This is a genomic window from Dactylosporangium sp. NPDC049140, from assembly GCF_040648435.1.
The window spans coordinates 114012-125438 of record NZ_JBEZDS010000036.1; the positions used below are offsets into that span (position 1 = coordinate 114012).

The window sequence follows — 11427 nt, forward strand, 5'->3', positions numbered from 1 at the left end:
ACGGCCATGAGCGAGGCGAGCGACGACGCGCTCGGCGACGCGGTCGGGCGGGTCTACACCGCCGTCGACCCGCCGCCGGTCCTGTTGCTGCGGGCCGCGTCCGGCATCCTGGCCTGGCGCCGCCCGGACGCCGCCCTGGCCACGCTGCTGCTGGACAGCGCGGTGGCGGGCGCGGCCCCGGGCGTCCGTGCGGGCGGTTCGGGCGCGCCGCGGCTGCTCAGCTACGGCTCGGGCGACACCGTGCTGGACCTCGAGGTGAGCGAGGACGAGGGCAGCCTGCACCTCATCGGCCAGGTCAGCCGGCCGGTCGCGGCGCCGCTGGAGATCCGCCACCGGGACGGCACCTGGTCGGGCACGACGGACGCGCTGGGCCGCTTCACCGCCGCCGGGCTGCCCGCCGGGCCGCTGCGGGTGACCTGGGGCCCGGCCCCGGACGGCACCACCCTGTCGACGCCGGCGATCATGCCCGGCTAGCCGGTCGGCGTTCGGATTGCGGCAATGAGCCGCATGTATACGATGTGCCGGTGACCTATCCGGGGGAATCGAACGATCCGCAGCAGCCATATCAGCCGCCTTACGGGCCGCCGCAGCCGCCGTCCCAGCCGCCGTACGGGCAGCAGCCTCCGGCGTACGGCCAGCAGCCCCCGGCGTACGGGGAGCAGCCTCCGGGTTACGGCCAGCAGCCCCCGGCGTACGGGCAGCAGCCGGGCTACGGGCAGCAGCAGCCCGGCTACGGGCCGCCTCCGGGGTATGGGCAGCAGCCGGGGTACGGCCAGCAGCCGCCCAACGTGCCGTGGTCCACGCAGCCGCCGAACACGGGCACGCCGCAGCGGGGCGGAAAGATTGCGCTGATCGGGATCGGCGGCCTGCTCGCCGTCATCGTGCTCGCCGTCGGTGGCTACTTCACGTACCAGAAAGTCTTCGTGCACACGCCCACCGAGGTCACGAAGGACTACCTCACCGAGGCGGCCAAGCCCCACCCCGACCGAGACAAGATCATCGGCATGCTGTGCAAGGAGAAGGCCGACCTGGCGAGGAAGGAGACCACCACCGACGACGACCTCGCAACCACGAACCAGGTCGTCGAGTGGCACGTCACCGGCGAGACCGTCAACGGCGACGCGGCGAGCGTCTACGCCACGTTCACCGTCAAGTCGAACGGCAAGAACCGCAGCGAGAACCTCACCGTGAAGCTGGTCAAGGAGAACCGGAAGTGGAAGGTCTGCGACTTCGAGGACTGAGGGTTCGGCGGCTGCTGAAGCTCTGACTCGGCCTCAGTACTCCGACGCGGTGCTGCGCATGACCCACAGGGTGCCGCCGTTGGGCGAGGTGCCGCTGCCCTCGGTGGCGCTCTTCGCCTTCGCGTTGTAGGCCAGGGTGAAGTACACCCCGGGGCTCACCTCGACGCTGGACGGGTTGGCCTGGTCCGAGGCGCCCGAGTTGTAGACGGCCACCTTCTTCAGGCCGGTCTCGGGCCAGGGCTGCAGCGGGTTCTGGATGAGGATGCCGTAGGTCGGGCGCAGCGCCACGCCCTTGTCGCCGAAGGTGAACAGCACCCGGTTGTCGGAGGTCTTCAGCAGGTGGTGCGAGCTCGCGTAGACCGGCAGCCACTGCACGTCGTAGTAGTCCTGGGTGCCGGTGAACGTGTACGGGTTCCACTTCAGGACCTTCACCGGCTGCCCGTTGGAGACCGTGCCGTTGTTCTGCTCGTGGCGGACCGCGGCGACGACGGTGCCGCCGATCTGCACGAAGCTCGGCTCCGTGTAGGTGTCGGTGAAGCCGCCGTCGGCGGGGCTGTTCGCGGCGAGTTGGAAGGCGTCGGCGACCAGCAGCCGCGGGTCGCTCACCGGGCGCCAGGTCGCCCGTACGAACCAGGCGCCGGTGTTGTTGTACACCGGGATCAGCACCTGGTTCGTCGCGCCGCCCTGGTCGTCGAGGGCGAGGACGCCGCCGTGCTCGTCGAGCGCGCTGCCGCCGATGCCGGGCACGGTGAGCTTCGCCGGATCGGTGAAGTAGTTCCAGCCCGGCTTCCAGACCGAGTAGTACACGCCGTCGCCCGGCACGAAGAACGTCAGCACGACGGCGCCGTCCTTCATCTTGCCGAGCTTGGGGTCGCGCATGTCCTTGTTCGCCATGGTCGCGGGGTTCGCCAGGGCCGGGTGGGGCGGGTTCGTCCACGTCCAGGTGGAGCCGCTCGCGGTGCCGAAGGCGACCTGAACGGTGCCGTTGGGGCCGGTGTGGCCCGTGGCGCGGTACCAGACGGCCATGAGGCGGCCGTCGTCGAGCTTGACGATGTCGGGGAACCGGGCCTCGTAGTCGCCGGGCTCCTGCCAGAGCTTCATGAACTGGGTGACCGCCGCGGCCGGGGACGCACCGAGCCCCACGACCACCGCCACGACCGCCAGGAACGCCGCCAACCGCCGCATCGTGAACATGGTCGATATATCTATGTGGAATATCGTTCCATGTCAATCGTCGCGGCCGGACTCCGTCACATCGTCGCCGCGTTACTCCGCCACGTCGTCGTTGCGTGCCTCGGTTCCGTCGTTGCTTCGTGCCTCGGTTCCGTCGTTGCTTCGTGCCTCGGTTCCGTCGTCGCTTCGTGGTTCGGTGCCGTCGGAGGGGCCGGTCGTGGCCGGGGCGACCCCGCTGCGGAAGCGCCGGTGGTGGCCGCCGCCCGGTCCGCCCGGGCCGGCGTTGGACCCCGTGGTGGTGCGGATGCCGCCGGTCGTCGTCGGGCCGCCGTTGCGCCGCGTCTCGGCGCTGGCGGCCTCGTCGGCGCGCTGCTCGGGCGAGCTCATGGTGCACCTCCGGTGCGGGTCACTCAGGCCTCTCGCGTCCGTATTTTCACCACCTACCCGGGGTACATCCCGGCTAACCCACGAAACGGTTCCTTCCCGGCAATTGGGGTAACCGCCGCATATGAACGTGTCCTTCCTACGCCCGTTGTACGAGCGTCCCGGACCGTGGGCGTCGGTCTACCTCGATGGGACGCGCAACAACGAGGACCCCGCGGGCACCGTCGAGCTGCGCTGGCGGGCGGCCCGGGAGAGCCTCGAGGCGGCCCTGTGCGACCCGGGGACCTTGGACGCGCTGGGGCGCGCCCTGCTCGGGCACACGGGCGAGGACGGCCGGTACGGACTGGCCGCCTTCGCCACCGCCGGCGAGGTGGCGATGCTGCAGGTGCTGCCGGCCCCGCCGCGGCGCGACATCGCCGCGTTCGGCCCGCTGCCGCACGTCATGCCGCTGCTGGCCCAGATGGGCGAGTCGATCCCCTATGTCCGGGTGCTCGTCGACCGTACCGGCGGCCGGATCGAGGCGGTCGACGCCTCCCGGCTCGTGCGCACCGACACCGTGGCGGGCACGGAGCAGTGGCCGGTGCACCGGGTCAAGCCGGGCGGGTGGTCCCAGCCGCGGTACCAGCGCGCCGCCCACGTGTCCTGGGAGCGCAACGCCGGCACCGTCGCCGCGGCCGTGGCGGACGCCGCCGAGCGGTGCGGGGCCGAGGTCATCCTCGTGGCCGGGGACCCGCAGGCGCGCCCGCTGCTCGTCGCGCAGCTGCCGGAGCACTGGCGCGAGCGGGTCGTGGAGACCAGCTCCACCACCGGCCCGGCGGCGCTGGAGGACGTGACCGTGCACGCGATCGCGGAGCGCGCGGCGGAGAAGGCGCGGGCGGTGCTCGACCGGTACCAGAGCCGGCGGGGCAACGACGCGGCCGGCGACGGGCTGCCCGCCGTCGTCACCGCCCTGCAGCGCGGCCAGGTCGGCACCGTGCTGCTCGTCGACGACCCGACCTCGACCACGGAGCTGTGGATCGGGCCGGAGCCGGCCCAGCTGTCGTTCGACCGGGCGGAGCTGATCGCCATGGGGGTCCGCGACACCCGGCGGGTCCGGGCCGACGCGGCGCTCGTGCGCGCGATCGTCGGCACCGAGGCCGACCTGCTCTTCGCCGTGCCGGACGAGCTGCCGGTCGAGGGCGGGGTCGCCGCGCTGCTGCGCTACGCCGACGCCGGGACGCGCCGGCGCTGAGGAGGCCCCGATGTGATGTAAACCGCCGTTGACTTTGTCGTGGACCCCGGTCTACCGTGCAATGTCAACAGACGTTTACCTTACGAGGGGTACTCCGTGGCAAACTCCGTCTCGTCCGGGCGGACCGGCCGGCACTCGAACAGCACGCTCGTGGTGCTGTTCCTGTCGCTGGGCGGCCTGGCGTTCGCGGTCCTGCAGTCGCTCGTCGCGCCCGCGCTGCCGATCATCGCCCGGGACCTCCACGCGTCCACCGGCGACATCAGCTGGATCCTCACCGCGTACCTGCTGTCGGCCTCCGTGCTCACGCCGATCCTGGGCAGGCTCGGCGACATGGTCGGCAAGCGCCGGGTGATGCTGGTGGTGCTCGTCATCCTGGCCGCCGGCACGCTGCTGGCCGCGCTCGCGCCCAACCTGGCGACGCTGATCGTCGCCCGGGCGCTGCAGGGCGCGGCGGGCGCGATCATGCCGCTGTCGATCGGCATCGTGCGCGACGAACTGCCCCGCGAGCGGGTCGGCGTCACCGTCGGCCTGCTCTCGGCCATCTTCGGCATCGGGGCCGGCGTCGGCATCGTGGCCGCCGGCCCGATCGTCGACCACCTGTCCTGGCACTGGCTGTTCTGGCTCCCGCTGGCGGTCGTCGCCGTGGCGCTGCTCGGCGTCTTCTTCGGCGTGCCCGAGTCGCCGGTGCGCGCGCCCGGCCGCCTCGACGTGGCCGGCGCGGCGATCCTGTCGGTGTCGCTCGTCGCGCTGCTGCTGGGGATCAGTAAGGGCCGCGAGTGGGGCTGGGACAGCGTCGCGACCCTGACCCTGCTGGCCGGCGGCGTCGTGCTGCTCGCCGTGTTCGTCGCCGTCGAGCTGCGCGTGCGCGAGCCGCTGGTGAACATGCGCCTGATGGCGCTGCGCGGCGTGTGGGCGACCAACTTCGTCGCGCTGATCTTCGGCTTCGCGATGTTCGGCACGTTCGTGCTCGTCCCGACGCTGCTCGAGCTGCCCGCGGCGACCGGCTACGGCTTCGGCAAGTCCGTCTCCCAGGCCGGCCTGTTCCTGCTGCCGACCGTGCTCATGATGCTCGTGTTCGGCCCGCTCGCCGGCCTGCTGGACCGCCGCTTCGGCCCCAAGGTCCCGATGGCCCTCGGCGCGATCGCGGTCACCGCCGCCTTCGCCCTGCCGGCCGCCGGCCACGGCGCGATCTGGATGATCCTGGTCTCCGGCCTGTTCACGGGGGCCGGCATCGGCCTCGCGTTCGCGGCGATGTCCAACGCCATCATCGAGAGCGTCCCGGCCACCCACACCGGCGAGGCGGCGAGCGTGAACACCATCGCGCGGACGATCGGCAGCAGCATCGGTACCGCCGTCATCGCCGCCGTCATCGCGTCCAACACGACGCCGCAGGGGCTGCCGACCGACGACGCGTTCACCCAGGGCTTCTGGCTCTGCGCGGGCGTCGCGGTGCTCGGCATCGTGGCGGCCCTGATCCTGCCCTCGGCGCGCCGCCGTCACGAGCAGGCGGTCGAGGCGGGCGTCGAGGACCTGCCGGAAGAGCCCACGGGCCGGCACCAAGGCGCACCCGCGCCCGCGCCCGCCAAGTAGCGGTTCAGGGGCCGGGCGGCCGCCGCGCCTCCTCGCGCAGGCGGTCGTCCTCCAGCGCCTCCGCCCGGTCGGCCGCGGCCTGGTCGAGATGCCGGCGGGCCTGCCGGCGGTGCTCGTCGGCGTCGCCCAGGCCCGCCTCGGCCGACCGGGCGTGCAGCCACGCCGCGGTGTCGTGCACGTCCGCGGTCGCCCGGGCCGCGATGGCGGCGTTCTGCGCCGCCCGCTCGGCCAGGCGCCGGGACTCCTCGGCGAGCTGGGCCGCGCGGTCGCTCTGTGACGCCGTCGAGCCCCGCGGTCCGGCATCGGACTCGATCACGTCGCGGCGCAGCTCCGCCAGCCGGGCGCCGGCCTCCTCGGCGCGCTGCCGGGCCTTGTCGGCTCGGTCGTGGGCCTCGCAGCGGCGCCGGGCCCGGCGTTCGTCGGCCGGGATGTCGTCCGGAGCGCTCACGGGCGTACCACTACCCACATCGAGTGGGGATCAGTCACGGTCAGTGATGACTTGAATGGCGCGTGACGAGATGGTGAGCGGCCGGATTTCTGCTTGGTGGAACGGCTTCCCCCATCGATGATTGACCCGTGACACGGGTCGCACCGGGCCGCCCGGCTGACACCGTCGGGGCCCTCGCGCGCCCGGTCGCGGTCGTCGAGGCCACCATGCGCTGCGTCGAGCTCGATCTCCACTTCCGCGCCGATCCTTCGCTACCGTGCGTGGCCGTCATGTACCTCGACGGCGGCATCGGCCTGATCGACCGGGAGCGCTTCGGGCAGCTGATGTCCGGCCCGTTCGGGTACGGTCGCGCGCTGTGGGAGCGCACGCCGGTCGGGCGCACCGCCGACCCGGCGCCGATGATCGTCGACGAGCGCGCCTCGGTGATCGACGTCTGCGAGCAGATCAGCCGGCGCGACCGGGTGCGCCGCTACGACGACGTGCTCGTCCGCCGCGGCGACGGGCGCCTCGCGCGGGTCTCGGCGGCGTGGCTGTACGAGGCCCTCGCCGACCTCATGGCGCTGCAGGCGGTCGTCGACCCGCTCAGCGGGCTGGCGAACCGGGCCCGCTTCCTCGCCCGGCTCGCCGCGGCCTGCCGCGACACCGCCCGCCCCGGCGTCGCCGTGGTCTTCGTCGACCTCGACCGCATGAAGCAGGTCAACGACACCCTCGGGCACGCCGCCGGCGACCGGCTCATCGTCTCGGCCGCGCACCGCCTCGCGGCCGCGGCCGGCGGGGACGACGTCGTGGCCCGGCTCGGCGGCGACGAGTTCGCGGTGCTGACCCGCGTCCCCGGCGGCCACCAGCCGGAGCTGTCGGCGGCGGCGCTCGGCGAGCGGTTCCGGCTCGCGATCGCCACGCCCGACCCGGCGCTGCCGCCCGGCGCGCACAGCTCGGCCAGCGTCGGCGTGGCCATCGGCGCCGCCGCGGCCGACGCCGAGACACTGCTGCGCGAGGCGGACGCGGCGATGTACCGCGCCAAGCAGGCCGGCGGCGACAAGGTCCGCGTGGCCGTGGACGCCGGCGCGCCGGCCGCGCCCCGCCCGGGGGCCGGGGACGGCATCCTGGCCGCGATCGACCGCGGCGAGCTGCGGCTGTTCTACCAGCCGATCGTCGGCGTGGACGACGGCCGGGTCTGGGCCGTCGAGGCGCTCGTCCGCTGGCAGCACCCGCAGCACGGCCTGCTCACCCCGGGCCGGTTCCTCGCCGACGCGGCCCGGGCCGGGCGGATGCCCGCCGTGGACCGCTGGGTGCTCGGGCGGGCCTGCGCCGACCTGGCCGCCTGGGACCTCGTGCTCGGGGACCGCGCGCCGCGGTACGTCAACGTGAACCTCACCGTCGAGACGCTGCGCGGGGCCGGGCTGGCCGGCGACGTGCTCGCGGCGGCGCGCCGCAACGGGCTCGCGCCGGACCGCATCCGGGTCGAGCTTCCCGAGTCCGCGGACCTGGGGCAGCTGCAGGACGCGGTACGCCAGCTGGGGGAGCTGCGCGAGCACGGCGTCGGGATCGTCCTCGACGACATGGGCGCGGGCTCGGCGACCCTGCGCCACCTGTCCGCGCTGCCCGTCTCCGGCATCAAGATCGACCGCTCGTTCGTCGCGGGCATGCTCGACAACCGCAACGACCACGCGGTCGTGAAGCTGCTCGGCGAGCTGGGGCGCAGCACCGGGGTGAGCGTCACGGCCGAGGGCATCGAGGAGGATGCGCAGCTGACGGTGCTGCGGGAGCTCCAGGTGCCGTTCGCCCAGGGCTACCTCCTCGGCCAGCCCGCGCCGGCCGACCACCTGAGCGCCCTGCTGCGCACCGGCCGGCCGCGCGGCGTGGCGAGCGTCCGGCTGCCCCCTGTCGAGTGGGCCGCCACCGGCGTATAACCATCGACATGGCAAGATACCGGCTCCGGCCGACGCGCCCCCAGGCGGTCGTGGTCGCCGTGACGATCGCGGCCGTGGTCGGCTACGCGGTCGCGGCCGGCCTGGGCATCGCGCTCTGGTGGGGCGCGATCGGGCTGGTCGTCGGCGGCACCATGCTGTGGCAGGCCTTCGGGCGGGGCCGCGGCACGGCGCTGGACCTCGACGACCACGAGGACCCGCCGACCGGCTCGCCGCTGCTGTGGGGCATGACCCGCGAGCGTATCGGCGACGGGCGGTACCGGGTGCGCCCGCGCAAGCCGTTCGCGCTGGCCTTCGCGCTCGTCGCCGGGTCGGGGATCGTGCTGGCGGCGCGCACCGCGGACGGGCCGGGCCTCGTGGTGCTGGTCATCCTCGCCGGGACCGCCATCGGGTCCACCCTGTGGTGGGCGTTCGGCCGCAACGGGGGCAGCGCGATCCTGGAACGCCGCGACTGACCCTAGCGGCGCGATGGCCGGACCGATCCGCCCGGCGTCGCCGGCGCGTAGGCTGGAGCGCGACGACCAGGAGGCGCGATGGCTGCTCCCACGTTCGCGGTGCGCCGCGGCCACGTGCCCGACGCGGTCGTGCTCACGCTGACCGGCGCGCTCGACGCCTTCGCCGCGCCCGACCTCGACCGGGCGATGGGCGAGGCGCTCGCCGCCGCGAACCCCGGCCACGCGCTGGTGGTGGACCTGTGCGCGCTCGAGTTCATCGCCGCCGGCGGGGTCCGGGCGCTGCTGCGGGCCACGGACGCGGCCGACCGGGTCCACGTGCCGCTGCGGGTGGTCGTGGGCGAGGACCAGTACGTCCGCGGCGTCATCGACCGCGTCGACCTCGACGGCCGGATCCCGCTCGGCGGCCCCCCGGCGCCATGACCGACCCGCACCACCACGCCGCCCTGCTCTACGACGACGCCGACGACCTGCGCGCCGCCTTCGCCGACCGGGCCGACGGCGAGCTCGTCGTCCTCGCGTGCCGGCCCGAGCACAACCGGCTGCTCGCCGTCGCGTGCCCGGGCGCGCTGCTCCAGCCGCGCCCCGAGACCTTCCGCCGGCCGGTCGCCGCGCTCGCGGCCGTGCGCCGGCTGCTGCGCCAGGGCTTCACCGTGCGGCTGGCGACCGCGATCGCGCCCGAGCTGGCCCGGCAGACGTACGGCGCCATCGCCCGCGCCGAGGTCGCCCAGGCCCGGGTGGACTTCCGCCAGGTCAGGTCCCGCGCTCGGTGAGGCGGCTGTGGCTGGCCCTCGTCCTCGGCTGGCTCAGCGGCTTCGCCCCGCTCACCATCGACATGTACCTGCCGGCCCTGCCCGGCATGGCCCGCGACCTGCACACCAGCGCCCCGGTGGTGCAGCTGTCGCTCACCGTGTTCGTCGTCGGGCTGGCGCTGGGCCAGGTCGTGGCCGGGCCGGGCTCGGCGGTGGCGATGGGTGTCACGATGTGCACGTGCGCCGCCGCGGCGCTGGCGGCGCTGCGGCTCTTACGCTGACCCTCCGTCCGGCGGCGCCCGGCGCCGCTCTTACGCTGAACCGATGCTCACCGTTCGCCCGGCCGGGGCCGGGGATCTCGCCGCCGTCGCCGCGATCTACGCGCACTATGTCACCGAGACGGTCGCGACCTTCGACGAGACCCCACCGGCCGCCGAGGCCTGGCACGCCCGGCTCGACGACCTCGGCGCGCGCGGGCTGCCGTTCCTCGTCGGCGAGGCCGAGGGGCGCATCGCCGGCTACGCCTACGCCGCCCCGTGGCGCCCCAAGCCCGCCTACCGGCACTCGGTCGAGGACTCGGTGTACCTGGGCCCGGGCTGGGGCGGGCGCGGCTTCGGCGCGGCGCTGCTGCGCGCGGTGCTCGACGGCTGCGCGCAGGCGGGCATGCGCCAGGTCGTGGCCGTGATCGCCGACACCGGCAGCGACGCGTCGGTGGCCCTGCACCGGTCGGCCGGCTTCACCGAGGCGGGCCGGCTCACCGGGGTGGGCTACAAGCACGGGAAGTGGATCGACACGCTGCTCATGCAGTACACCCTGGGATAAAGCAGGAGCGCCGCCGGCACGAGGCGGTCGGGGCCCGCCGGAGCGACACCGTCACCGGCCTGGCCACCCCGGTCCGCCACGCCGCCGACCAGGTCGCCACGCTCGCCTGACCGGGTCCCGGAGGCCACGCCGGCGCGCGCGGACACGCTTCGATCCGCACACGGCCCGCGCGGCGCTGCCGGCGGTGCTCGACGGGCTCTGGCTCAACGTCGAGCTGCTGGTGTTCTGCGCGGCCGGCGCGTTGCTCGTCGGGCTGTCCATCGCGTCGCTGCGCACGCTGCGGCGGCCGGTATTCTTCCCGCTGCGGGCGCTGGCGGGCGGGTACACGTACACCTTCCGCGGTCTGCCCTTGATCATCACCATCTACGTCTTCGCGTTCGGAGTGCCCGGGCTGCGGCTGAGCGGCACCCCCGCCGGTCCTCGTGCTCGGCGGGGCGGCGCTGGTACTGACCTACGGCGCCTACATCGCCGAGGTGTTCCGGGCCGGCATCGAGTCGGTCCACCCGTCGCAGCGGGCCGCGGCGCGCTCGCTCGGGCTGACCTACCGGCAGACCATGCGCCACGTCGTGCTGCCCCAGGCCGTCCGGCGCGTCGCCCCGCCGCTGCTCAACGACCTCGTCGCGCTGCAGAAGGACGTCGGGCTCATCTCCCTCGCCGGGCCGGTCGACGCCATCCGCGCCGCGCAGATCGAGACATCGGTGTCGTACAACTACACTCCGTACATCGTCGCGGGCGTCCTGTTCGTGCTGCTGGCGATCCCGCTCGTCGCGGTGACCGACTGGGTGACCGTCCGGGCCGCCCGCCGCCAGTCCGGGGACGTGGGCCTGTGAGCACGGTGCTGTCCGTCGACGGGGTGCACAAGGTGTTCGGCGCCCACCACGTGCTGCGCGGCGTCTCCCTCGACGTCGCCGAGCACGAGGTCGTCGCGCTCATCGGGGCCAGCGGCTCCGGCAAGTCCACCCTGCTGCGCTGCGTCAACCTGCTCGAGCCGGTCGACGACGGCACGATCCGCCTCGACGGGCTCGACGTCACCGACCCGAGGACCGACCCGGACCGCGTACGCCGCCACATCGGCATGGTGTTCCAGGCCTTCAACGTGTTCCCGCACATGACGGTGCTGGGCCAACGTGACTCTCGCCCCGCGCCGCGTGCACCGCGTCGCGGCCGCCGAGGCCTCGGAGCGGGCGATGGCGCTGCTGGCCCGCATCGGCCTGGCCGGCCGCTGCTGGCCCTGCTCGCGCCGGGGGCGTACCCGGACCGCCTGTCGGGCGGCCAGCAGCAGCGCGTCGCGATCGTCCGGCCCTGATGAACAGCCGTTACCTCTCAGTACGCTTTGGTGAGCACACGGTTGGCAGTCCCGCCTTGCGGTGGGACGGTCCCGGTCTGACCGGCTGATGCCGTGCCGG

At 74.1% G+C, this 11427-nt stretch carries 15 protein-coding genes; 12 read left to right on the forward strand and 3 right to left on the reverse strand.

Annotated elements, in window-relative coordinates; translation table 11 throughout:
• Positions 1–6 precede the first annotated feature (6 nt).
• Positions 7–474, forward strand: a complete 468-nt coding sequence (locus AB0B76_RS40525; RefSeq protein ID WP_360385714.1) for a hypothetical protein — start codon at positions 7–9, stop codon at positions 472–474.
• 50 nt (positions 475–524) lie between these two features.
• Positions 525–1241 carry a hypothetical protein gene (locus tag AB0B76_RS40530; protein ID WP_360385716.1) on the forward strand — a complete coding sequence of 239 codons (717 nt, stop codon included), beginning with the start codon at positions 525–527 and terminating at the stop codon, positions 1239–1241.
• Positions 1242–1274: 33 nt separating this feature from the next.
• Here the strand turns inward: AB0B76_RS40530 and AB0B76_RS40535 are convergent, their stop codons facing one another.
• Entirely contained in the window at positions 1275–2426 is a 1152-nt protein-coding gene (locus tag AB0B76_RS40535; RefSeq protein WP_360385718.1) for an exo-alpha-sialidase, read from the reverse strand.
• A gap of 81 nt (positions 2427–2507) precedes the next feature.
• Positions 2508–2801: a hypothetical protein gene (locus AB0B76_RS40540; RefSeq protein ID WP_360385720.1), complete on the reverse strand. Its 294-nt coding sequence runs from the start codon at positions 2799–2801 to the stop codon at positions 2508–2510.
• Positions 2802–2922: 121 nt separating this feature from the next.
• On the opposite strand from AB0B76_RS40540, the gene AB0B76_RS40545 reads away from it, so the two are divergent.
• Together AB0B76_RS40545 and AB0B76_RS40550 are read left to right on the forward strand one after the other, a co-directional pair.
• Positions 2923–4029, forward strand: a complete 1107-nt coding sequence (locus AB0B76_RS40545; RefSeq protein WP_360385722.1) for a Vms1/Ankzf1 family peptidyl-tRNA hydrolase — start codon at positions 2923–2925, stop codon at positions 4027–4029.
• A gap of 96 nt (positions 4030–4125) precedes the next feature.
• On the forward strand, positions 4126–5619 hold the full coding sequence (locus AB0B76_RS40550) for an MFS transporter (RefSeq protein WP_360385724.1): 1494 nt from the start codon (positions 4126–4128) through the stop codon (positions 5617–5619).
• 4 nt (positions 5620–5623) lie between these two features.
• Here AB0B76_RS40550 and AB0B76_RS40555 read toward each other — a convergent pair whose 3' ends face one another.
• Positions 5624–6067: a hypothetical protein gene (locus tag AB0B76_RS40555; RefSeq protein WP_360385726.1), complete on the reverse strand. Its 444-nt coding sequence runs from the start codon at positions 6065–6067 to the stop codon at positions 5624–5626.
• Between the two features lie 128 nt (positions 6068–6195).
• On the opposite strand from AB0B76_RS40555, the gene AB0B76_RS40560 reads away from it, so the two are divergent.
• From AB0B76_RS40560 to AB0B76_RS40595, 8 genes are all read left to right on the forward strand, one after another.
• Positions 6196–7977 (forward strand): EAL domain-containing protein, encoded by a 1782-nt coding sequence (locus AB0B76_RS40560; RefSeq protein WP_360385728.1) that lies wholly within the window; start codon positions 6196–6198, stop codon positions 7975–7977.
• Positions 7978–7985: 8 nt separating this feature from the next.
• Positions 7986–8450 carry a hypothetical protein gene (locus tag AB0B76_RS40565; protein ID WP_360385730.1) on the forward strand — a complete coding sequence of 155 codons (465 nt, stop codon included), beginning with the start codon at positions 7986–7988 and terminating at the stop codon, positions 8448–8450.
• 78 nt (positions 8451–8528) lie between these two features.
• Positions 8529–8870: an STAS domain-containing protein gene (locus tag AB0B76_RS40570; RefSeq protein ID WP_360385732.1), complete on the forward strand. Its 342-nt coding sequence runs from the start codon at positions 8529–8531 to the stop codon at positions 8868–8870.
• The gene (locus AB0B76_RS40575; protein WP_360385734.1) at positions 8867–9220 is read left to right on the forward strand and encodes a hypothetical protein; all 354 of its coding nucleotides are present in this window, start codon (positions 8867–8869) and stop codon (positions 9218–9220) included. Before AB0B76_RS40570 ends, AB0B76_RS40575 begins: the two co-directional genes overlap by 4 nt.
• Positions 9217–9480 carry a hypothetical protein gene (locus tag AB0B76_RS40580; RefSeq protein WP_360385736.1) on the forward strand — a complete coding sequence of 88 codons (264 nt, stop codon included), beginning with the start codon at positions 9217–9219 and terminating at the stop codon, positions 9478–9480. Before AB0B76_RS40575 ends, AB0B76_RS40580 begins: the two co-directional genes overlap by 4 nt.
• 43 nt (positions 9481–9523) lie before the next feature.
• Positions 9524–10021 (forward strand): N-acetyltransferase family protein, encoded by a 498-nt coding sequence (locus AB0B76_RS40585; RefSeq protein WP_360385738.1) that lies wholly within the window; start codon positions 9524–9526, stop codon positions 10019–10021.
• 422 nt (positions 10022–10443) lie between these two features.
• Entirely contained in the window at positions 10444–10851 is a 408-nt protein-coding gene (locus tag AB0B76_RS40590) for an ABC transporter permease subunit (RefSeq protein ID WP_360385740.1), read from the forward strand.
• On the forward strand, positions 10848–11327 hold the full coding sequence (locus tag AB0B76_RS40595; protein WP_360385742.1) for an ATP-binding cassette domain-containing protein: 480 nt from the start codon (positions 10848–10850) through the stop codon (positions 11325–11327). The genes AB0B76_RS40590 and AB0B76_RS40595 overlap by 4 nt, the downstream gene beginning before the upstream one ends.
• Positions 11328–11427 lie beyond the last annotated feature (100 nt).

What these genes read in the sequence shown, in the direction of transcription:
- AB0B76_RS40525 (WP_360385714.1), top strand. Translation starts at nt 7, where the DNA reads ATGAGCGAGGCGAGCGACGACGCGCTCGGCGACGCGGTCGGGCGGGTC.
- AB0B76_RS40535 (WP_360385718.1), bottom strand. Translation starts at nt 2,426, where the DNA reads ATGCGGCGGTTGGCGGCGTTCCTGGCGGTCGTGGCGGTGGTCGTGGGG.
- AB0B76_RS40540 (WP_360385720.1), bottom strand. Translation starts at nt 2,801, where the DNA reads ATGAGCTCGCCCGAGCAGCGCGCCGACGAGGCCGCCAGCGCCGAGACG.
- AB0B76_RS40545 (WP_360385722.1), top strand. Translation starts at nt 2,923, where the DNA reads ATGAACGTGTCCTTCCTACGCCCGTTGTACGAGCGTCCCGGACCGTGG.
- AB0B76_RS40565 (WP_360385730.1), top strand. Translation starts at nt 7,986, where the DNA reads ATGGCAAGATACCGGCTCCGGCCGACGCGCCCCCAGGCGGTCGTGGTC.
- AB0B76_RS40570 (WP_360385732.1), top strand. Translation starts at nt 8,529, where the DNA reads ATGGCTGCTCCCACGTTCGCGGTGCGCCGCGGCCACGTGCCCGACGCG.
- AB0B76_RS40575 (WP_360385734.1), top strand. Translation starts at nt 8,867, where the DNA reads ATGACCGACCCGCACCACCACGCCGCCCTGCTCTACGACGACGCCGAC.
- AB0B76_RS40585 (WP_360385738.1), top strand. Translation starts at nt 9,524, where the DNA reads ATGCTCACCGTTCGCCCGGCCGGGGCCGGGGATCTCGCCGCCGTCGCC.